Raw genomic sequence first — 21,134 nt, 5'->3', positions numbered from 1 at the left:
CCGGCGGCGGCCGGGGCCCGGGGGGGCGCCCGCCCCGCCCGGCCCCGCCGGCCCGCCGCCGCGCGGCGCGCGGCCGCCTGCTGCCCTGGGCGATGGTCGCGCCCGCGCTCGCCGCGCTGCTGCTGGTCCAGGGCTACCCCCTGGTGCGGCTGCTGGTGCTGTCCACCGAGGACTTCGGCCCCCGGTCGCTGTTCACCGGGGAGTCGGACTTCGTCGGCCTCGGCAACTTCACCCGGATCTTCGCGGACTCCGACTTCCTCGGGGTGCTGGTGCGCACGGTGGTCTTCACCCTGCTGTGCGTCGCGCTGCTGATGGTGCTCGGCTTCCTCCTCTCGCACCTGCTCACGGGCGTCTCCGCGTGGGCCCGCGTGGTCACCACCGTGTGCCTCGTGCTGGTCTGGGCGATGCCCATGGTCGCGGCGACGCTGGTGTGGCAGTGGATGTTCCAGCCGCAGTACGGGGTGGTCAACTGGCTGCTCACACAGGTCAGGGCGTTCGGCGACCTGTCGGCCTACGACTGGTTCTCGCACCCGGTGCCCGCGCTGGGCCTGATCGTCGTGCTGACGGTGTGGAAGGGGCTGCCGTTCGTGGCGCTGACGCTGTTCGCGGCGCGCGGCCAGATCCCCGAGTCCCTGTACGAGGCGGCCAGGCTGGACGGCGCGGGCACCCTGGAGACCTTCCGGCACGTCACCATCCCCCTCATGCGGCCCGTGCTGGCGATCCTGACGATCCTCGAGGTCATCTGGTCGGTGAACTCCTTCACCCCGATCTGGGTGCTCACCCAGGGCGGGCCCGACGGGCAGACCACGACGCTCGGCGTGTACGCGTACATCACGGCCTTCAGCCGCAACCAGTACGGCAGCGGCGCCTCGGTCGCGGTGGTGACCGTGGTGGTCCTCGCGCTGTTCTCCGTCGCCTACGTCCGCAGGCTGTCCCGGCAGGGGGAAATCGTATGAGCGCCCCGACGACACACCGGTGGACCCCGGCACGACGGCGGCGCGCCGCCCACAACGCCGTCGCGCTCGCGGTCTCCGCCGTGCTGGTCTTCCCCGTCTACTGGATGGTGGCGACCGCGCTCAAGCAGCGGGCGCACATCCTCAGTTCCGTACCGCAGTTCTTCCCCTGGCCGCTGAGCCCGGAGAACTTCGCCCGGGCGCTGGAGAAGCCGGGCTTCGGAACGTTCGTGCGCAACTCGCTGACGGTGACGCTCTCCTCGGTGGTGCTGTCCCTGGTGATCTCGCTGTTCGCGGCGATCGCCATCGCGCGCTTCCGCTTCGCCGGGCGCAAGGCGGTGCTGACCGTCCTGGTGCTGGTGCAGATGGTGCCGGCCGCCGCGATGGTCATCCCCGTCTATCTGATGCTGCGCTCCATCGGCGCCCTCGACTTCGTGCCCGGCCTGGTCCTCACCTACATGACGTTCGTGCTGCCGTTCACCATCTGGACGCTGCGCGGGTTCGTGGACGCGGTCCCCGTCGAGCTGGAGGAGGCCGCGCTCGTGGACGGCTGCGGGCGCTTCCAGATGTACGTCAGGGTGCTGCTGCCGCTGCTGATGCCCGGCATCGTCGCCACGTCCATCTTCGCGTTCGTCAACGCCTGGGACGACTACATCTTCGCCTACGTGATCATGAAGTCGCAGAGCAACTACACCCTTCCGGTGTGGCTGGTGTCCTTCAAGACCTCCGAGAGCGTCGACTACGGCGCGATGATCGCCGCTTCGACCATCTTCTCCGTCCCCGTGCTCGTCTTCTTCCTGCTGGTGCAGCGCCGCCTGGTGGGCGGCATGACCAGCGGCGCGGTCAAGGGCTGAGCCCGCCGCCCGACCCGATACCCGACCCGCCGCCCGCACCCGGACGGCGCACTGCAAGGTGAGGAAAGATCCATGACCGAGCTGTCCCGGCTCGCCCACGGCGTGCTGTTCCCCGCGCTCGGCCGGCCGGCCGTCCCCCGGTGGGCGAGGGCCCGCGTCGCCGAAGGGCTCGGCGGCTTCGTCCTGTTCGGCAGGGACATCGTGTCCGCCGTCCAGGTGCGCGAGCTGACGGCGGGCCTGCACGGCCTGCGCGAGCATGTGCTGCTCTCCGTGGACGAGGAGGGCGGCGACGTCAACCGCCTGGAGAACCACGGCGGTACGTCGGTGCCGGGCAACCACGCCCTCGGCCGGCTCGACGATCCGGAGCGCACCCGCGACGCCGCGTACCAGATCGGCCTCTCGCTGGTGGCCGCGGGCGTCGACTGGGACCTGGCGCCCGCCGTCGACACCGCGGTCAACCCCCTTTCCCCGAACGGCATCCGCACCTTCGGCGGGGACCGCGCGCTGGTGGCGCGGCACGCTGCTGCCTGGGTCGAGGGGCTCCAGGCCGCCGGGGTGAGCGCCTGCGCCAAGCACTTCCCCGGCCACGGCCTCAGCTCCACCGACGCCCATCTCGGCACGCCGGTGGTCGACCTGTCGCGGCAGGAGCTGGTGGAGCACTACCTCGATCCGTTCCGCGCGGCGATCGCGGCGGGCGTCGACAGCATCATGGTGTCGCACGTCCGCCTCACGCAGCTGGACGACGTGCCCGCCACCATCAGCCCCGCCGTGCTCACCGGGCTGCTGCGCGGCGAACTCGGCTTCGACGGCGTGGTGATCACCGACGCGCTGGAGATGCACGGCATCAGCGACGTGGCGAGCCTGCCGGAGGCGGCCGTGCGGGCGGTCGCGGCAGGCGCCGACGCGCTGTGCCTGGGCGCCTGGGCGTTCGGCGACGACGTGGACGCGGCGGCGGGCGCCCTGGTCGCGGCCGTCGAGGACGGGTCGCTGCCCGAGGGCAGGCTGCGTGAGGCCAACGCCAGGATCGCGAGGCTCGGCACCCGGCCGCGCGCCACCGCGGCCCCCGACGACGCCGTCGGCGAGCTGCTGGCCCGCGAGGTGGTGGAGGTGCACGGGGACCCGGCGCTCAAGGGGCGCAGGGCCCTGGTCGTACGGCTCGACCCGACGCACTCGCCGGCGCAGGGCGGCGCGTCCTGGGGCGTCGAGGAGCCGTTGCGCGCGGCGGGTGTCGAGGTCGAGGCGCTGGCCGTGGCGGGCGACACGTACAACGCCGAGGGCATGATCAGGGCCGAGATCGGCCTCTGTCTTGACGAGTACGGGCCCGACGCCGACGTGGTGCTGCTGGTGCGCAGCCCGCACCGCTTCCCGTGGCAGCGGCCGGTGCTCGACGAGCTGCTGGCGCGCCACCCCGGCTGCGTGGTGGTCGACATGGGGGTGCCGGGCGACGACTTCGGCGGGTTCCGCGGCTGGGTGCGGACGTTCGGCGCCTCGAAGGTCTGCGCACGGGCCGCGGTTGACGTGCTGCTCGGCGCCCGGTGACCGGCGGGCTGCGGTGACGGCGCCGGGACCCCGGGCCGAACCGGCGGGCGGCGGGCGGCTGTTCACGGGCGGGCGGTTCGTCACGCCCGACGCGGGGACGGTCGCGGGGTGGCTGCTGGTGCGCGGCGGGCGCGTCCACGCGCTCGGCTCGGGGGAGCCGCCCCGCGTGCCGGAGCCGGTGGCGGAGCTGGCCGGGCGGCTCGTGGTGCCCGGGTTCGTGGACCCGCACTGCCACGGCGGCGCGGGGCACTCCCTCTACACGGGCGACCCGGACGACGTGCGGGCCGCGGCCGCCTGCCATCTGGCGCGCGGTACGACGTCGATGCTGGCGTCCGTCGCGTCCGTCGAACCCGGGGCGATGGCCGCGGCAGCGGCGGCGGTGGCACAGGTGATCGACGACGGGTCGGCGCCGAACCTGGTGGGCATCCACTTCGAGGGCCCCTTCCTCTCGCCCGCGCGGCGCGGCGCGCAGACCCGCGGCGCGCTGCGCGACCCGGACCCGGAGCTGCTCGCGCGGCTGCTCGACGCGGCCGGCGGGCATGCCGTGTCGATGACGTTCGCGCCCGAACTGCCGGGCGCGGACGCGTTGGTGCGCCGGTACGCCGACCGGCTGCTGTGCTGCGTCGGCCACACCGACGCGGACGCAAAGCGGCTGACGCGCGCCGCCGACCTGGGGGCGCGCGCGGTGACACACCTGTTCAACGCGATGCCGCCGCTGCACCACCGGGACCCGGGGCCGGTCGCCGCCGCGCTGCTCGACACCAGGCTGGTGTGCGAGCTGGTCCTCGACGGGCACCATCTCGCCGACGACACCGTCCGGTTGGCGCACCGCGTCGCGGGGCCCGACCGGCTGGCGCTGGTGAGCGACGCGATGCCGGCCGCGGGCATGGCGGACGGCACGTACGCCTTCGCCGACCGCGAGGTGACCGTCGAGGGTGGGGTGGCGCGGCTGCGCGGCACCGAAACGCTCGCAGGTTCCACGCTGTTCGTCGCGGAGGCGCTGCGCCGCGCGGTCCGCGTGGTGGGGCTCCCGCTGTCCGACGCGGTGCGGATGGCCTCCGGCACGGCGGCCCGCCTGCTGGGGCTGCGCGACCGTGGCGAGCTGCGCCCCGGCCTGCGGGCCGACCTGGTGGAGCTGGACGAGGAGCTGCGGCCCGCCCGGGTGTGGCTCGCAGGGCAACCGGTGCCGGCGCCCGGCTGACGGTCCGGGGGGCGGGCCCACCGGGGGCCGGGGTCGCCGCGCGCGGGCCCGGCGCCCGCGGCTCCCCGGGTCCGCACATATATTGACGGTGGAAGGAAACCCTGGTTACGGTCGCGGCGCGCATCCTCCCTCCCCCCGACAGGAACGGCGGAACGACGGTGAGCACGGTGACGACGACGGCACGGTCCGGACACGACGGCACGCCCCTCGAAGCGGTTTTGCTGCACGCGGGCTGGACGCTGCGCCACGACGGCCGGGCGCTGCCCGCCGAGGTGCCGGGGTGTGTGCACACCGACCTGCTGGCGGCGGGCGTCGTCCCCGACCCCTTCCTCTCGGCGAACGAGACCGTCGTGGAGTGGGTGGGACGCAGGGACTGGGTGTACGACACGGTGCTGCCGGCGCGCACCACCGCACACGAGCGCACCGACCTCGTCTTCGACGGCCTCGACACGGTCGCCGAGGTCACCCTCGGGGGCCAACTCGTCGGCCGCACGGCCAACATGCACCGCGGCTACCGCTTCGACGTGACCGGGCGCCTCGCGGAGCAGGCACCGCTCGCGGTGCGCTTCGCCTGCTCGTACGACGCCGCCGAGGCAGTACGGGAGCGGCTCGGCGCGTCCAGTGAGGCGTACGGCGCCGACCCGCGGCCGTTCATCCGCAAGATGGCCTGCGCGTACGGGTGGGACTGGGGCCCGAGTCTGCCGACGGCCGGCATCTGGAAGGACGTGCGGCTCGAACACTGGTCGACGGCGCGGCTCGCGCGGGTGCGCCCGCTCGTCACCGTGGACACCGCGACCGGCACCGGCCGGGTGGAGGCCAGGATCGACGTCGAGCGCACCGCCGCGGGCGCGGGCCGCGCGCTCACCGCGGAGCTGCGGGTGGGCGGCGCGCACGCGTCCGTGGAGTTCGAGGGCACCACGGCCGCCGTCACCGCCGAGGTCCCGGCCGCGGCACTGTGGTGGCCCCGCGGCTACGGCGAACAGCCGCTCTACGACTGCGAGGTGGACCTGCGCACCGCGGACGGCGCACTCCTCGGCACCTGGTCGCGGCGGATCGGCTTCCGCGACGTCGTCGTGGACACCGGCGCCGACGAGCACGGCTCCGGCTTCACCTTCGTGGTCAACGGGGAGCGGATCTTCGCCAGGGGCGTCAACTGGATCCCCGACGACGTCTTCCCCTCCCGGGTCACCGCGGCCCGCTACCGCGAACGGCTCACCCAGGCCGCGCAGGCGGGCGCCGACACCGTACGGGTCTGGGGCGGCGGCATCTTCGAGCGTGACGAGTTCTACGACGCCTGCGACGAACTGGGCCTGATGGTCTGGCAGGACTTCCTCTTCGCCTGCGCGCCCTATCCCGAGGAGCAGCCGGTGCGCGGCGAGGTCGAGGCCGAGGCGAGGGAGAACGTCGCCCGGCTGATGCCGCACCCCAGCCTCGTGCTGTGGAACGGCAACAACGAGAACCTCTGGGGCTTTCGCGACTGGGCCTGGGAGGAGCCGCTCGCCGGGAACTCCTGGGGCGAGGGCTACTACCTGGGACTGTTGCCGCGCGTCGTGGCCGACACCGACCCGACGCGCGCCTACTGGGCGGGCAGCCCCTGGTCGGGCTCGTGGGAACACCACCCCAACGACCCGGCACACGGGGTCCTGCACTCCTGGGACGTGTGGAACACCGCGGACTACACCGACTACCTGCACGACGTGCCGCGCTTCGTCGCCGAGTTCGGCTGGCAGGCGCCGCCCGCGTACGCCACGCTGCGCCGCGCCCTGCCGGGCGAGGAGCTCGCGCCCGGCTCCCCCGGCATGCTGCACCACCAGAAGGCCGAGGACGGCAACGGGAAGCTGGAGCGCGGGCTCGCCCGCCACTTCGACGTCCCCGCCGACTTCGACACCTGGCACTACCTGATGCAGGTCAACCAGGCGCGGGCGGTCGCCACCGGCGTCGAGCACTGGCGCTCGCACTGGCCGCGTTGTGCTGGCGCCATCGTGTGGCAGCTCAACGACTGCTGGCCGGTGACGAGTTGGGCCGCAGTCGACGGCGACGCACGGCCCAAGCCCCTCTGGCACGAGCTGCGCCGCCTGTACGCCGACCGGCTCCTCACCGTCCAGCGGCGCGCCGCAGGACCCGCCGTGTGCGCGGTGAACCAGTCGGCCGACGCCTGGGAGGCGGAGGTGCTGCTGCGCCGGATGTCCGCGTCGGGCGGTGTGCTCGCCGAGGCGCGGGTACGGATGGCGGCCGGGCCGCGCGCGGTGGCCGAGTGCGCGGTGCCCGCGGACCTGCTGCCGGCCGCCGGGTCGCGCACCGAGTATCTGGTGGCGGACGCCGACGGCCTGCGCGCCCTCCACTTCCCCGTGCGGGACCGGGAGTTCGATTATCCGGAGCCGTCCTACGAGGTGGCGGTCGAGCGGCTCGGCGAGGGGCGCGCGGCGGTGCGGGTCACCGCGCGGACGCTGGTGCGCGACCTGCTGCTCCAGGCCGACCGGCTGGCGCCCGGTGCCGCCGCCGACCGGGGCCTGTTCACGCTGCTGCCCGGCGAGAGCGCGACGGTCCTGGTGTCGGGGTGGGACGCACCCGACCGCGCGGCGGCCGAGGCCGCGCTGTTCGCGGTGCGCGGGGCCGAGCGGTAGGGGCGCGGCGCCCGCCCGCGGGGCCTGCGGGCTCAGTCCGCGGGGCCTGCGGGCTCCGCCCGCCCGCGGGCCCGGTCCCCGTGCCCCGCAGGAGACCGCGGCGGTGCTCCCGGCTCAGCCGCCGAGCGACCGGTGGCGCGCCGCCAGGTCGGCGGCGCCCCCCGCGGTGAGCGAGCCGTACAGCCGCAGCCGGGAGATGCCGCCGTCCGGGAAGGTGTCGAGGCGCACGCCGTCGCAGGCCGCGGGCTCGGGCAGCACGAAGCGGTGCACCGCGTCCGGTTCGAGCCGGGTGCGGGGCAGCACCTCGCGCCACGCGCCGTCCGCGCCGTCGCGGACCGAGAGCGCGGCCCAGCCCGCCGCGTTGCCCTTGTAGCAGGCGGTGTCGATCTCGACGGCCCTGATCTCGGCCTGCGCGGCGAGGCGGTAGCGGATCCAGTCGTGTCCCGTGTCGCGCCTGCGCCGCGTCTCCCAGCCCTCGTCCATGGTGGCGGAGCGGCCGGGCGCGAGGGTGTTGGAGCCGGGCGAGAAGAACCGGTCGGAGGTGTCCTCGACGTACCCGCCGTGTTCGAGCGCGACGACGTCGAAGGTGCCGAGCGCCGCGAGCCACGCCGGGTCGGGCAGGGCCTCGCCGTACACCCGCAGCCTGGCGATGCCGCCGTCGGGGAACTGCCGCAGCCTGAGGTGGGTGAGGCGCCGCGGCACGTCCACGGCGAAGCCGTTGGCCGCGTGGCCGCCGACCGCCGTGCGCGGCACCAGCGGCACCCACACGACGCTGTCCGCCGTCAGCTCGGCGACCGAGGGCTGCCCCGGCAGTGCGGCGCCCTCGACGGCGACGGACTGCGGGTAGTTGCCGCGGAAGTGGGCGGTGTCCACGACGAGTCCGCGCACCACGCCAGGCACGCCGAGGCGGATCAGCGCCCAGTCGTGGTCGTCGGGCGCGGGGTGCGGGGCGTCGGGGCCTGTGCCGCGCCTGCGGCGGGTCTCCCAGCCGTCCATGATCTTGCCCTTGTGGCCGAAGGCCGCCGGGTCGAAGACGGCGGGCGTCGGCTTGAGCAGGTTCTCCCGCTCCGCGAAGAACTCGTCGTTCGCCGCGACCACGGCGGCGCCGAGCCTGCGGTCCGCCAGGTCGGCCAGGCGGGTGAAGGGGAAGTCGGCCGCGCGGTAGTCGGCGTACGGGTCGCCGCCCGCGTAGGGGCGTACGTCACCGGTGAACGCGGCGGGCGCGGCCGTCGCCGCCGCCTGGGCGGGCGCGGGCCCCGGGTCGGATACGAGGGTGGTCTGCGGCGCTTCCTTCACCTCAGTGGTTCCTTTCCAGGAGTCGTCCTGTGGGCTGTCCTGTGCTGCCCGCGCCGGCGATCCGGCGGCCCCTGAGCCAGGTGGCCTCGACCACGCCGTACAGGGTCCGGCCCGCGTAGGCCGTCACGCGGTTGCGGTGGTGCAGGTGCGCCGGGTCGACGGTGAACGCCTCGTCCGGCGCGACGACGGCGAAGTCGGCGTCGCGACCCGCGGCCACGGCGCCCTTGGTGTGCAGCCCGGCCAGCTCGGCGGGCGCGGTGGACATCCAGCGCGCCACGTCGTCAAGGCCGTGGCCGCGGCGGCGCGCCTCGGTCCACACGGCGGGCAGGCCGAGCTGGAGGGAGGAGATGCCGCCCCAGGCGGTGGCGAAGTCGGCGGTCTTCAGGTCGGCGGTGCACGGCGAGTGGTCGGAGACGACGCAGCCGATGGTGCCGTCCGCGAGCGCCTGCCACAGGGCGTCCTGGTTGGCGCGCTCCCTGATGGGCGGGCAGCACTTGAACTCGGTGGCGCCGTCGGGGACTTCCTCCGCCGTGAGGGTGAGGAAGTGCGGGCAGGTCTCGGCGGTGACCCGCAGGCCGTCGGCGCGGGCCCGCGCGAGCAGCGGCAGCGCGTCCGACGACGACAGGTGCAGGACGTGCACCCGGCCGCCGGTGCGCCCGGCCGCGTCGAGGAGGGTGCGCACGGCGTCGTTCTCCGCGTCGCGCGGGCGGGAGGCGAGGAAGTCGGCGTAGGCGGGGCCCGCGCGGTGCGGGGCGTCCGCCAGGGCCGCGGGGTCCTCGGCGTGCACGATGAGCAGCCCGCCGAAGCCCGCGATCTCGGTGAGCGACGCGCCGAGTCCCGCACGGTCGAGCTCGGGGAACTCCGGCACGCCGGACGGCGAGAGGAAGCACTTGAAACCGAAGACGCCCGCCTCGTGCAGGGCCCGCAGGTCGCCGGTGTTGTCCGGCAGCGCACCGCCCCAGAAGCCGACATCGACATGGACGCGTCCGCGTGCCGCCTCCTGTTTGACGCGCAGGTGCGGGACGGTCGTGGTGGGCGGCAGCGAGTTCAGCGGCATGTCCACGAGGGTGGTGATGCCTCCGGCCGCGGCCGCCCGCGTCGCGGTCGGGAAGCCCTCCCAATCGGCGCGGCCCGGGTCGTTCACATGGACGTGCGTGTCGACGAGCCCCGGCAGGACCGCGCGGTCCCCCACGTCCTCCACCAGGGCGCCCCGGGGCAGCCGTGCGTCGTACGGCAGGACGGCGGCGATCCGCTCCCCCGCGACGGCCACGGCGGCCGGGCGGACGCCCTCCGGCGTGACGACACGGGTCGACCGCAGGACAAGACTCACCTCGGGCATGCGCACCTCTCGGGTGGGGGTCACCGGGGCAGCGGCCGCCGGCCGTCACGCGAATTCAACGAACTGTTGAAGAGTCTTGTCCGCGCTCCGGGGTCCGTCAAGGGCCGCCATTCGAGTTTTTCCGCGACACGAAAGGTGAATTCCGCGCAGCAGAATGTACCGTTGACCGGGAGGCTGCGGGCGCCGCGCGGCCGCTAGGCTTCGAACCTCAGCCGCCCGTCCGCGAAAGGACCGCCCACGTGCCGTCGTCCAGCGCCAGCACCACAGACGCCGGGAAGCCCGCCGCCGCGAGCGGCGGCGTGCAGTCCCTGGAGCGCGCCTTCGACCTGCTCGAACGGATGGCGGACGCGGGCGGCGAGGTCGGCCTCAGCGAGCTGTCGGCGAGCAGCGGGCTGCCGCTGCCGACGATCCACCGCCTCATGCGCACCCTCGTCGCGTGCGGCTACGTGCGCCAGCAGGCCAACCGGCGCTACGCCCTGGGGCCGCGCCTGATCAGGCTCGGCGAGTCCGCCTCCCGGCTGCTCGGCACCTGGGCACGGCCCTACCTCGCCCGGCTGGTCGACGAGACCGGCGAGACGGCCAACATGGCGCTGCTCGACGGCGACGAGGTGGTGTATGTGGCGCAGGTGCCCTCCCGGCACTCGATGCGGATGTTCACCGAGGTCGGCCGCCGGGTGCTGCCGCACTCCACCGGCGTGGGCAAGGCGCTGCTGGCGCACCTGCCGGGCGACGAGGTGCGCGAGCTCCTGGCGCGTACGGGCATGCCGGCGGCGACCGAGCGGACGATCACCACGCCCGACCGCTTCCTCGCCGCCCTCGACGAGGTGCGCGCCGCGGGCTACGCGGTCGACGACAACGAGCAGGAGGTCGGCGTCCGCTGCCTCGCCGTGCCGATCCCCGGCTCGCCGACGGCCGCCGCCATCTCCATCTCGGGCCCGGCGGGCCGGGTGACGGAGGCCGCGACGGACCGGATCGTGCCGGTGCTCAAAGAGGTGGCCGCCGCCCTCTCCGAGGTCCTGAAGAACACGGCGCCCTGAACCACGCGCACCGCGCGGGGCGCCCGGGCGGTGACGGCCGCGTCCGGGCGCCGGCGCTCAGCCGGGGTCGGAAGGTGGCGCCGCGGCGAGGGCGTCGACCGCGGCGCGCACCTCGTACAGCGCGGGGCCGAGCGCGCTGACCGAGCCGATCGAGCCGACGACCAGCAGCAGCGAGCGGCGGACCCTGGCGAGTTCGGGCGGCGCGTCGGCCGCAGCCATGGACGCGAGCGAGGCCAGTTCCTCCTCGGCCACCCCGCGGTCCCTGAACTCGGCGGGGCAGGCGGCGAGTTGCCTGCGCAGCCGGGCGACAGCCACCCGCAGCACCGGTCCCCCGGCGTCCGCATCGGCCGCGGCCCGCCCGCCGTCCGGCGGCGCCTGCTCCGCCACGCGCGCCCGCCCGCTGCTCCAGAGCACTGCTCTCCCCCTCGCCCTCGCCCTCGCACGGCATGGTGCTGGTATGTGCCCCACCTCGGCGGCCAACCTCCCTGGTTTCGCAGGCAAGTTAACGCGTACCGGTCAGTATGTGCCACCTGGCGTACCGCATCCGCGGCGAACGGACCGCCATGGGATATGCAGAGGTCATGGAACAGACACCGAAGAAGCACACGGAGGAGGCCGCCGCGCCGGTGGCGGGCCTGCTGCTCGCCGCCGGGGGCGGACGCAGGCTCGGCGGCCGGCCCAAGGCGCTGCTGCCGCACCGGGGGCGGCCACTGGTCGAGCACGCGGTGCGCGCGCTGCGGGAGGGCGGCTGCGGTCCGGTGCACGTGGTGCTCGGCGCGGCCGCCGGGCAGGTGCGCGAGCGGGCCGACCTGGCCGGCTGCGCGGTGGTGGAGAACCCGGACTGGGCGCAGGGCATGGGTTCGTCGCTGCGCGCGGGGCTCGCCTCGCTCGACGGCCCGGGTGCCGCGCTGGTGCTGCTGGTGGACCAGCCGGGGATCGGGGCGCGCGCGGTGGCCCGGGTGCTCGCCGAGTACGGCGGCTCCCGGTCCGCGCTCGCCGCCGCCGCATACGGCGGCAGGCGCGGCCACCCGGTGCTGCTCGGCGCGGACCGCTGGGCCGAGGTGGCGCGGGACGCGGTCGGCGACCGCGGGGCCCGCGCCTATCTGCGCGCGCACGAGGAGGAGATCGCGCTCGTCGAGTGCGGCGACGTGGCGGAGCCGTACGACATCGACACGCCAGAGGACCTGTCCCGGCTGGAGTGAGGCACCGAACGCCCTGCGGGGCGCGGGGACTTGGGGCAGGCCGTGGCACTGCGGGCCGGGTTGCCTCGACCCGGAGAGTCTCGACGTCAACAAACCATTGAAATTCCACCATGAGGAAACTACTATCCACTGGTCAGAAGCTTTCGGTGCCTCGGAACGGTACGTACCGCCACCGCGACGCACGGTGGCACCCGGTGCCGCCGCTCCGCGCCGCCGAGCGCCGCAGGCCCCGCCGCCCAAGGAGTGACCCCATGTCCGCACCAGCGCCGTCACCGCTGGAAGTCGTCGCCCCCGCACCCCTGCCGCGCCAGGAGGAGGTGCTGACAGGGCCCGCGCTCGCCTTCCTCGCCGAGCTGCACGCGCGGTTCACCCCGCGCCGCGACGAGCTGCTGGCACGCCGTGCCGAGCGGCGCGCGGAGATCGCCCGTACGTCCACGCTCGACTTCCCGGCGGAGACGGCGGCGGTCCGCGCCGACGACAGCTGGCGGGTGGCGCAGGCGCCGCAGGCGCTCGACGACCGGCGGGTCGAGATCACCGGCCCGACCGACCGCAAGATGACGATCAACGCGCTCAACTCGGGCGCGCGCGTCTGGCTCGCGGACTTCGAGGACGCGTCCGCGCCGACCTGGGAGAACGTGGTCGGCGGCCAGCTCAATCTGATCGACGCCTACGAGCGGCGCATCGACTTCACCGACGAGCGGACCGGCAGGTCGTACGCGCTGCGCGACGAGGCCGACCTCGCCACGGTCGTGGTGCGGCCCCGCGGCTGGCACCTGGCGGAGCGCCACCTGCGCGCGGCGGACGGCCGCGAGGTGCCGGGCGCCCTGGTCGACTTCGGGCTGTACTTCTTCCACAACGCCCACCGGCTGCTGGAGCGCGGGCAGGGCCCGTACTTCTACCTGCCGAAGACCGAGTCGTACCTGGAGGCGCGGCTCTGGAACGACGTCTTCGTCTTCGCCCAGGAGCACTTGGGCATCGCGCGGGGCACCGTCAGGGCCACGGTCCTGATCGAGACCATCACCGCCGCGTACGAGATGGAGGAGATCCTCTACGAGCTGCGCGAGCACGCCTCGGGGCTCAACGCGGGCCGCTGGGACTATCTGTTCTCCATCGTGAAGAACTTCCGCGACGGCGGGGCCAAGTTCGTGCTGCCCGACCGCAACGCGGTGACGATGACGGCGCCGTTCATGCGCGCGTACACCGAACTCCTCGTCCGCACCTGCCACAAGCGGGGCGCGCACGCCATCGGCGGCATGGCCGCCTTCATTCCGTCGCGCCGCGACCCCGAGGTCAACAAGGTCGCCCTGGAGAAGGTCAAGGCGGACAAGGACCGCGAGGCGCACGACGGCTTCGACGGCTCCTGGGTCGCCCACCCCGATCTGGTGCCGGTCTGCCGCGAGTCCTTCGACGCGGTGCTCGGCGAGCGCCCGAACCAGAAGGAGCGGCTGCGCGAGGACGTCTCGGTGGCCGCGGGCGACCTGATCGCCGTCGACTCCCTCGACGCCCGCCCCACCTACGAGGGCCTCGTCAACGCCGTCCAGGTCGGGCTGCGCTACATCGAGTCCTGGCTGCGGGGTGCGGGCGCCGTCGCGATCTTCAACCTGATGGAGGACGCGGCCACGGCGGAGATCTCCCGCTCGCAGATCTGGCAGTGGATCAACGCGGGCGTCCAGCTCGAGCACGAAGGCCGCACCGTGCCGGTCACCCGCGACCTCGTGCGCGACCTCGCGGCCCGCGAACTCGCCGCGATCCGCGCGGAGCTCGGCGAGGACGCCTACGCGGCGGGCGAGTGGCAGCAGGCCCACGACCTCCTGCTCACCGTCTCCCTCGACGCCGACTACGCCGACTTCCTCACCCTCCCCGCCTACGAACGCCTCCGCGGCTGAGCCGCACGCTCCCTCCGGTGCCACCATGGCGGACCCGGCGTCTCGGACGCCGGGTCCGCCGCGTGCTGCCGGTGCGAGGTCGACCGGGAAATCTCCGACACGCACCCAAAACCCTTGGCCATAGCAGCTATCATCCGCTACGGTGTTCGTGCCTCATTACGGAACCCGCCGGACTGTCGAAGTCGGACCAGTCCCCCACACCGCAAGGAGGGCACCTTTCTGTGCCTCGTCGATTCCCGGGCGAACCGCCCCTCCGGTCTCATGCCGTGAACAACGCACCAGCCCGTCTGCTCCGGGTGGATCAGCACCCCCACGCCTGATCCCACGTCCGTTCCTCCACACACGGCGGACCGGGCTGGGAGAAACGTTCGCTCTCCGGCGCGTTTCGAGCTATCCCGGCGGCCGCCCTCAGACCAAGGGTGCACATGGTGCTGTTCTCGCTCCTCTCCGTCTTCCTCTTCGCCGTTCGCTCGACGGTGCGTTTCGCACTGGCCTGTCTGACCGCGCACTACCTCGCGAAAATGGCGCTGCAGAACACGCATTCGCGTGACCGGGCAGCCGTCGTCGAACAACTCGCGGCCCACTCCAGCGCCTTGTTCGCAAGCGACAAGCGCCGGTGACCGCGGTGCGGCGCAGGATAGTGTTCACCTCGACCTCGCGGCCCGCCGGGCTTCCCTCCTCGGACACGCCCCCACCCGCACGCCTCATACCGTGCTGCCCGGGAGCCTGCCGTGCTTCGTGAACCCGTTTCGACAATCGCCGCCATGGCCATGAGCGGGAACCTCGCGTTCGAATTGACGCAGCAATTCGCCGAGGTGCACGGGTATCAGCCGAACACTTCGGAAATCCGCTCGTGGGAGCGCAGCCTGCCCGCGCTGATGCGTGTGCTCCTCGAAGCAGGACTGGACGAGGTCACCGCGCTGATCGAATACACGCTGCCTCTGACCAGCAGGCGGACGGATGTGATCCTGGCAGGCACACACCCGGAGACGGGAGCACCGTCGTTCGTCGTGGTGGAGCTCAAACAGTGGAGCCGGGCGACCCCCGACGCGGAGGACCCCGCCCTGTGCCACGTCGACGGCTACCGCCGCGCCGTACTCAACCCCATCGAGCAGGTACGCGCGTACTGCCGGTACCTGGTCTCGTTCAACGCGGCGCTCGCAGCGAACCCGGAACGCGTGTCGGGCGCGGCCTATCTGCACAACGCGACCGCTTCTGGTGTGGGGGGCCTCCAGGAGGTCGGTCTCGATACGCACGGCCAGCTGTTCACGGGGAACGACCGCAAGGAGTTCATCGACTTCCTCCGGAGGCACCTTTCCCCCGCGAGCGGAAGCGCGGCGGTCGACGAACTCGTCAATGCGAAGGCGGTGCCGTCCAAGCAGTTGATGGCGGTAGCAGCGGACGAGGTCCGCGACCGTGAGCAGTTCGTACTGCTCGATGAGCAACTCATCGCGTACAGGACGGTGATGAACGCGGTGCAGAAGGCGCGTGAGGCCGACAGCAAGGAGGTCGTCGTCGTCACGGGGGGCCCCGGCACCGGCAAGAGCGTCATCGCCCTCTCCCTGCTCGGCGAGCTCTACCGGCAGGGGCGCCCGGCGCTCCACGCAACGGGCTCGCAGTCCTTCACCAAGACCATGCGCAAAGTGGCAGGCGCGCGAAAACCCCAGGTCCAGGACCTTTTCAAGTACTTCAACAGCTTCATGACGGCCGAACGCAACGCGCTCGACGTCGTCATCTGCGACGAAGCACACCGTATGAGGGAGACCTCGGCCAACCGCTACACCCCTGCCCGCCTCCGCTCCGACCGGCCGCAGGTGGCGGAACTGATCGATGCGGCACGCGTGCCCGTTTTCCTGCTGGACGAGCACCAGATTGTTCGGCCCGGCGAGATGGGGAGCGTTCCGCAGATCGAGGCCGCTGCGGCCGCCAAGGGGCTCTCCTGCACCGTCATCAGGCTCGAGGACCAGTTCCGGTGCGGGGGCAGCGACGCATATCTCCGGTGGGTGCTGCGCCTGCTCGGCCTCGAGCCGGGGGGTCCCGTCCCGTGGCAGGCGGACGGGAAGATGCAGCTGCTGGTGGCCGACAGCCCCGCCGAGATGGAGGCGTTCCTGTCCGCGAAGAGGGAGAAGTACGGCGCACGGATGTCGGCGGGCTTCTGCTGGAAGTGGACGAAGGACGTGAAACCGGGCCGACCGCTGCCCGACGATGTCGTGATCGGGGACTGGGCACGGCCGTGGAACGTCTACGGAGACCGCGGCATCGACGGCGCGCCCCCTTCGGCGCTCTGGGCGACGAACCCCGCCGGCTTCGGCCAGGTGGGCTGCGTGTACACGGCCCAGGGGTTCGAGTACGACTGGAGCGGCGTCATCATGGGGCCTGACCTGGTCTGGCGCAGTGACCACTGGGTGGCGCACCGGAGCGAGTCGAAGGACCCGGTGTTCAAGAGGTCCGTCCCTGAGGACACGGTCGGCTTGTTGATTCGCAACACCTACAAGGTGCTGCTGACCCGCGGCATGATCGGTACGGTGCTCTACTCCACCGATCCTGAGACCCAGGAGAAGCTGCGGGAGCTCGTGGGCAGTCATGAGCTCGTGGCGGCCCGGTAACCGGATCGCCCCAGGCCGCGCCGCGGCGCCGGTCTCCGCGACGGCCTCGTGCGGCGAAGGGCGCCCGGGCCCCGGGTGGGGTCGGGCGCCCTTCGGTGCCGGGGGTGTCAGGCGGTGGGGGCCGTGGCGTCGGGGCGGCGGTAGGTGTCGCCCGTCATGGACTCCAGCGTCTTCTGCTTCGTCTCCGGGATCTTGAAGCGGACGAACCAGATCGAGAGGAAGGCGAAGAGGGCGAAGGCGCCGTAGAGCCAGGACAGGCCGACGTTGCGGGTGGCCGGCTCGAAGGCGAAGGTCACGATGAAGTTGAAGATCCAGTTGGACGCGGTGCCGATGGCCAGGGCCATCGCGCGCATCCGGTTGGGGAACATCTCCGCGAGCATGACCCACATCACCGGGCCCCACGACAGGGCGAAGAAGACCACGAAGGCGTTGGCGCCGACCAGCGCCAGCGGGCCGTACGGGTGCGGCAGGCTGATGGACTTGCCGCTGCCGTGCTGCTGGGAGAACGCGATCGCCGTCAGCAGCAGCGCCAGGAACATGCCCACGGAGCCGATGGTCAGCAGCCGCCTGCGGCCGACGCGGTCGATGAACAGCATCGCGACGACGGTCATCACCACGTTGATCGCCGCGGTGATCACGGAGGTCGTGAACGAGCTCGACTCGCTGAAGCCCACCGACTGCCACAGCGTGGTCGAGTAGTAGAAGATCGCGTTGATGCCGACGAGCTGCTGGAGCGCGGCCATGATGATGCCGACCCAGACCAGCGGGTGCAGGCCGAACCGCGCGCCGCGGATGTCGGCGAAGCTGGTGCGGTGCTCCTTGCGCAGGGTCCGCTGGATCTCGTCGGCCTTCGCGGCGCCGTCCGGCTCCCCGGAGATCCGCTCCAGCACGCCCGCGGCGTCGTCGAGCCTGCCCTTTTGGACCAGGTAGCGCGGGGACTCGGGGATCGAGAGCGCGAGCACGCCGTAGACGGCGGCGGGGATCACGCCGACGAGGAACATCCAGCGCCAGGCGGGCAGGCCCCACCACAGGTCCTCCGAGGCGCCGCCCGCGGCGCCCGCGAGGCCCTTGTTGGAGCTGAGCACGACCAGCTGCCCGATGGTGATCGCGAGCTGCTGGAGCGAGCCCAGCGCGCCGCGGCCGCTCGCCGGGGCCACCTCGGAGATGTACGCGGGGGCGATCACCGAGGCGATGCCGATGCCGAGGCCGCCGATCACGCGCCACACCAGCAGGTCGGGCACGGAGAAGGCGAGTGCGGAACCGACCGAGCTGATGATGAACATCGCGGAGCCGAGCAGCATCACATTGCGCCGGCCCCACAGGTCGGCGAGCCGGCCCGCGTACCAGGCGCCGACCGCGCAGCCGAGGAGCGCGATGGAGACGACGAAGCCGGAGAGGAAGGACCCGAGGTGGAAGTGGTCGGTGAGCGAGTTCACCGCACCGTTGATGACCGACGAGTCGAAGCCGAAGAGAAAGCCGCCCACGGCGGCGGCGATGGAGACCCCCAGCGCCTTGCCCTTGCGGCCCGGCGCCCCTGCTTCTCTGACAGTTTGGGCCATACGGCCATCACCTCGCGTACGTCACCCGGCCACCTGCCGGGCAAATCACTATGAAACGGTCCATTTCGTTCGGATCCATGTAAGCATTCCGCCGACCGGAGGGCCGTACCGGGGGCCGCTGGGCGCGGTCGTGCCGGGCACGCGCCGTGCGCGCGGGACGCTGCCATGATCCGCCGAGCGTCCGTCTACCCACGGGGCCGGAGCCGCACCGCTCACGACGCTGTGAATTAGGGCATCCCCGACCGCCCGGGGGACGCCCAGCGGTGACACACCGTAACAGAGACAGGAAGCGGGTCCGCATTCGGCCGAACCGGTGACGGTGTGCCGGGCCGGGGGCCGGGGACGCGTGCTTTCACGCGGAGCGCGGAGGGCATGCGCCGGGCCGGGAGGCCGCGACGGCTTCGCGGTGTCCTCCCGGCCCGGTGCGCCGTGGGCCCCGCTCGGGCCCGCGGCGGCCGGCCGAGGGCCGTCCCCCTCGGCCGGAGTCCACGGCTCTCAGCCCGCGGCAGCGTGGCGCGCGAGGCGCCGCGCCTCGGCGCGGGCCGCGCGCGCCACGGCGTCCTCGTCCACGCGGGTCAGCCGCCCGTCCTCGACCACCGGCGCCCCGCCGACCAGCGAGAGGGTCACGGGCGCCGCGGCGCCCAGCACCAGCGCGGCGACCGGGTCGGCGATGGACGAGTGGGCGAGGGTGTCCATGCGCCACAGCACCAGGTCGGCGAGCTTGCCCGGCTCTACGGAGCCGATGTCCCGCTGCCTGCCGAGGACCTGGGCGCCTCCGTAGGTGCCGAGCCTGAGGGCCTGGCGCGCCGTGAGCGCGGACTCGCGGTGCGCGCCGAGCCGGTTGATCAGCAGGGCGTTGCGCAGCTCCGTGTGGAGTTCGCCGGACTCGTTGGAGGCGGTGCCGTCCACCCCGAGGCCGACCGGCACCCCGGCGGCGAGCATGTCGGGGACGCGGGCGATGCCCGCGGCGAGCCGGGCGTTGGAGGACGGGCAGTGCGCGACGCCGGTGCCGGTGCGGCCGAAGGCGGCGATGTCGGCGTCGCCCATGTGGACGCAGTGGGCCATCCACACGTCGGGGCCCAGCCAGCCGGTGGACTCGAAGTAGTCGGTGGGGCCCATGCCGAACAGCTCCTTGCAGAACTGCTCCTCCTGCACGGTCTCGCTGCCGTGCGTGTGCAGCCGCACCCCCTTGCGGCGCGCCAACTCCGCTCCCTGCTTGAGCAGTTCGGTGGAGATGGAGAACGGCGAGCAGGGCGCGACCGCGACCTGGGTCATCGCGTCGGGCGAGGCGTCGTGGTAGCGGTCGACGGTCTCCTCGGTCGCGGCGAGCGCCTCGTCGAGGGTCTCGACGGCGAAGTCGGGCGGCAGCCCGCCGTCCGAGGCGCCGCGGTCCATCGAGCCGCGCGCGAGGGTGAACCGCACGCCGGTCTCGGCGGCTGCGCCGATCACGGCGCCCGACAGGTCGCCCGCGCCGCGCGGGTAGACGTAGTGGTGGTCGGTCGCCGTGGTGACGCCGCCGCGCGCCATCATCGCGAGGGAGCCCTGCGCCGCGGCGCGCACCATCGGCTCGTCGATCCTGGCCCAGGTCGGGTAGAGGGCGACGAGCCAGTCGAAGAGGTTGTGGTCCGTGGCGAGGCCGCGGGTGATCCACTGGTAGAAGTGGTGGTGGGTGTTGACGAGGCCGGGGGTGAGCAGGTGCCCGGTGCCGTCGACCCGCCGTACGACGTCCGTGAGGCCGTCGGGGGCGGGCCCGGCCCCCACGGACTCGATGCGCGTTCCCGCGACGACGACGTGGCCCGAGGCGTACTCGGTGTCCGCTGCGTCGACCGTCGCGACGGCGCAGTTCTCGATGACGATGCGCGAAGCCGCCATGGCGGTTCCTCTTCCCTGTGGCGGGCCTGAGCGCCGGGCGTGCCGGCTCCGGTCCCTTGAGCGTACGGACCCGGGGGCCGAGCGGGGTGACGACCGAGTCCGCGGTGCGCCGCCGCCTTGGTGGTGCGGGACGGCGGCGGTTCAGGGGTGCGCAGATGCCCCCGCTCTCCCTCGCGGCCCCGGGCGGTGTCCCGCCCGGGGCGACGCCGGCGCGCGCGTCGAGGGGTGGTGCCGTGGTGTGCTGTGTGCGAGGCGGATCAGAGGGTGGTCAGGTCGACCGGGATCAGCTGCTCGGCTCCCTCGCGCAGGATCGTCGCCTCGATCAGCCCGTAGGGCCGGTCGGCGGCGAAGTAGACGGGACCGCCCGGCGCTTCCGGCTCGTTCTTGAGGCCGAACGGCTCCATGTCCACCAGGAAGTGGTGCTTGTTGGGCAGGGAGAAGCGGATCTCCTCGACGTCCGGGTCGTGTTCGACGACGCGGCTGCCCATGCGGTACATCGTCTGCTGGAGCGAGAGCGAGTAGGTCTCGGCGAACGCGTCGAGGATGTGGGTGCGCGCCCGCGCGTAGGCGGCGTCCCAGTCGGGTGCGGGCGCGCCGTCCGCGCCCGTCCAGCCGTAGCGCCAGCGCGCGGAGACGTCGGTGGCGAGGATGCGGTCGTGGGTCTCGGGCAGGGTGGTGTAGCGGTCCTTGGCGTAGCCCCAGAACTCGGATCCCGTGGAGTTGAGGACGGTGAGGTCCTTGAGCCCCGCGATCACCTGGAGCTGCTCGCCGTCGTAGACCACCTGGGCGAGCCGGGTCTCCCGGCCGCCGCGCACGAAGGAGTGGCCGGTGGCGGCGATGCGGTCCCAGGCGTACTCCTCGACGCGGATGCGGGCGCGGTGGATCTGCTCCTGCCCCGCGACGAAGTGCCGGGCGAGCAGGGCGGCGAACTCCTCGGCGGAGGCGATGCCGTGCTCCTTGGCGAAGGCGTACACGGTGTTCTTGGTGGTGTCGGTCGGCAGGACGTTGGCGTTGGAGCCGGAGTAGTGGACCTCGTCCATCTCGCCCGAGAGGGAGACGGAGACGTTCAGGTCCTTGATGTGGTGGGTGGTGCCGTCGCGTACGACCTTGACGACACGGCACTCCGCCTTGCCGTACTGGTTCTGGCCGAGAACGGTGGTGGGCAT

16 protein-coding genes are annotated in these 21,134 nt (G+C 73.1%); 10 read left to right on the top strand and 6 right to left on the bottom strand.

All coding sequences use genetic code 11. The annotated features are described in order from the left end of the window. The 5 genes from AB0910_RS30200 to AB0910_RS30180 all read left to right on the top strand — a co-directional run. Positions 1-956: sugar ABC transporter permease (locus tag AB0910_RS30200; RefSeq protein WP_366747847.1), on the top strand; the 956-nt coding region annotated here is incomplete at its 5' end. Beyond that, the gene (locus AB0910_RS30195) at positions 953-1,807 is read left to right on the top strand and encodes a carbohydrate ABC transporter permease (protein ID WP_366747846.1); all 855 of its coding nucleotides are present in this window, start codon (positions 953-955) and stop codon (positions 1,805-1,807) included. The genes AB0910_RS30200 and AB0910_RS30195, both read left to right, overlap by 4 nt. A gap of 72 nt (positions 1,808-1,879) precedes the next feature. Further along, positions 1,880-3,346, top strand: a complete 1,467-nt coding sequence (locus AB0910_RS30190) for a glycoside hydrolase family 3 N-terminal domain-containing protein (RefSeq protein ID WP_366747845.1) — start codon at positions 1,880-1,882, stop codon at positions 3,344-3,346. A 13-nt stretch (positions 3,347-3,359) separates the two neighbouring features. After that, on the top strand, positions 3,360-4,547 hold the full coding sequence (gene nagA, locus AB0910_RS30185; protein WP_366747844.1) for an N-acetylglucosamine-6-phosphate deacetylase: 1,188 nt from the start codon (positions 3,360-3,362) through the stop codon (positions 4,545-4,547). Between the two features lie 218 nt (positions 4,548-4,765). Further along, on the top strand, positions 4,766-7,171 hold the full coding sequence (locus AB0910_RS30180; protein ID WP_366747849.1) for a glycoside hydrolase family 2 protein: 2,406 nt from the start codon (positions 4,766-4,768) through the stop codon (positions 7,169-7,171). Positions 7,172-7,285: 114 nt separating this feature from the next. Here AB0910_RS30180 and alc read toward each other — a convergent pair whose 3' ends face one another. Further along, complete coding sequence (gene alc, locus AB0910_RS30175; RefSeq protein ID WP_366747843.1) at positions 7,286-8,467, bottom strand: allantoicase; 1,182 nt, start codon at positions 8,465-8,467, stop codon at positions 7,286-7,288. Between the two features lies 1 nt (position 8,468). Further along, on the bottom strand, positions 8,469-9,812 hold the full coding sequence (gene allB, locus AB0910_RS30170) for an allantoinase AllB (protein WP_366747848.1): 1,344 nt from the start codon (positions 9,810-9,812) through the stop codon (positions 8,469-8,471). Positions 9,813-10,045: 233 nt separating this feature from the next. Between allB and AB0910_RS30165 the strand changes: the two genes are divergently transcribed. After that, entirely contained in the window at positions 10,046-10,843 is a 798-nt protein-coding gene (locus tag AB0910_RS30165; RefSeq protein WP_366747842.1) for an IclR family transcriptional regulator, read from the top strand. 57 nt (positions 10,844-10,900) lie between these two features. On the opposite strand, the gene AB0910_RS30160 is transcribed toward AB0910_RS30165, so the two are convergent. Beyond that, positions 10,901-11,257, bottom strand: a complete 357-nt coding sequence (locus AB0910_RS30160) for a DUF5955 family protein (protein WP_366747841.1) — start codon at positions 11,255-11,257, stop codon at positions 10,901-10,903. A gap of 167 nt (positions 11,258-11,424) precedes the next feature. Between AB0910_RS30160 and AB0910_RS30155 the strand changes: the two genes are divergently transcribed. The 4 genes from AB0910_RS30155 (at position 11,425) to AB0910_RS30140 (ending at position 16,537) form a co-directional block, all read left to right on the top strand. Further along, complete coding sequence (locus tag AB0910_RS30155) at positions 11,425-12,045, top strand: nucleotidyltransferase family protein (protein ID WP_366747840.1); 621 nt, start codon at positions 11,425-11,427, stop codon at positions 12,043-12,045. A gap of 251 nt (positions 12,046-12,296) precedes the next feature. Then, on the top strand, positions 12,297-13,931 hold the full coding sequence (gene aceB / locus AB0910_RS30150; protein WP_366747839.1) for a malate synthase A: 1,635 nt from the start codon (positions 12,297-12,299) through the stop codon (positions 13,929-13,931). 425 nt (positions 13,932-14,356) lie between these two features. Next, the gene (locus tag AB0910_RS30145) at positions 14,357-14,551 is read left to right on the top strand and encodes a hypothetical protein (protein WP_366747838.1); all 195 of its coding nucleotides are present in this window, start codon (positions 14,357-14,359) and stop codon (positions 14,549-14,551) included. A 144-nt stretch (positions 14,552-14,695) separates the two neighbouring features. Then, positions 14,696-16,537, top strand: coding sequence for a DUF2075 domain-containing protein (locus tag AB0910_RS30140; protein ID WP_366747837.1), 1,842 nt, complete (start codon positions 14,696-14,698; stop codon positions 16,535-16,537). A gap of 107 nt (positions 16,538-16,644) precedes the next feature. Here the strand turns inward: AB0910_RS30140 and AB0910_RS30135 are convergent, their stop codons facing one another. The 3 genes from AB0910_RS30135 to pucL all read right to left on the bottom strand — a co-directional run bounded on the left by AB0910_RS30135 (position 16,645) and on the right by pucL (position 21,134). Then, the gene (locus tag AB0910_RS30135; RefSeq protein WP_366747836.1) at positions 16,645-18,096 is read right to left on the bottom strand and encodes a sugar porter family MFS transporter; all 1,452 of its coding nucleotides are present in this window, start codon (positions 18,094-18,096) and stop codon (positions 16,645-16,647) included. A gap of 495 nt (positions 18,097-18,591) precedes the next feature. Beyond that, entirely contained in the window at positions 18,592-19,968 is a 1,377-nt protein-coding gene (locus AB0910_RS30130) for an 8-oxoguanine deaminase (RefSeq protein WP_366747835.1), read from the bottom strand. Between the two features lie 257 nt (positions 19,969-20,225). Continuing rightward, entirely contained in the window at positions 20,226-21,134 is a 909-nt protein-coding gene (gene pucL, locus AB0910_RS30125; RefSeq protein ID WP_366747834.1) for a factor-independent urate hydroxylase, read from the bottom strand.

Source organism: Streptomyces sp. NPDC047002, from assembly GCF_040704505.1.
Classification (GTDB): Bacteria; Actinomycetota; Actinomycetes; order Streptomycetales; family Streptomycetaceae; genus Streptomyces.
Note: the sequence above shows the minus strand (reverse complement) of the source record. Positions and strands in the feature narration are given on the sequence as shown.

Bases quoted from the DNA above. Each gene is read 5' to 3' on its own strand.
- AB0910_RS30190 (WP_366747845.1), top strand. From the start codon at position 1,880: ATGACCGAGCTGTCCCGGCTCGCCCACGGCGTGCTGTTCCCCGCGCTC.
- AB0910_RS30130 (WP_366747835.1), bottom strand. From the start codon at position 19,968: ATGGCGGCTTCGCGCATCGTCATCGAGAACTGCGCCGTCGCGACGGTC.
- aceB (WP_366747839.1), top strand. From the start codon at position 12,297: ATGTCCGCACCAGCGCCGTCACCGCTGGAAGTCGTCGCCCCCGCACCC.
- AB0910_RS30195 (WP_366747846.1), top strand. From the start codon at position 953: ATGAGCGCCCCGACGACACACCGGTGGACCCCGGCACGACGGCGGCGC.
- AB0910_RS30155 (WP_366747840.1), top strand. From the start codon at position 11,425: ATGGAACAGACACCGAAGAAGCACACGGAGGAGGCCGCCGCGCCGGTG.
- AB0910_RS30145 (WP_366747838.1), top strand. From the start codon at position 14,357: ATGGTGCTGTTCTCGCTCCTCTCCGTCTTCCTCTTCGCCGTTCGCTCG.
- AB0910_RS30135 (WP_366747836.1), bottom strand. From the start codon at position 18,096: ATGGCCCAAACTGTCAGAGAAGCAGGGGCGCCGGGCCGCAAGGGCAAG.
- pucL (WP_366747834.1), bottom strand. From the start codon at position 21,134: ATGCCCACCACCGTTCTCGGCCAGAACCAGTACGGCAAGGCGGAGTGC.
- AB0910_RS30140 (WP_366747837.1), top strand. From the start codon at position 14,696: ATGGCCATGAGCGGGAACCTCGCGTTCGAATTGACGCAGCAATTCGCC.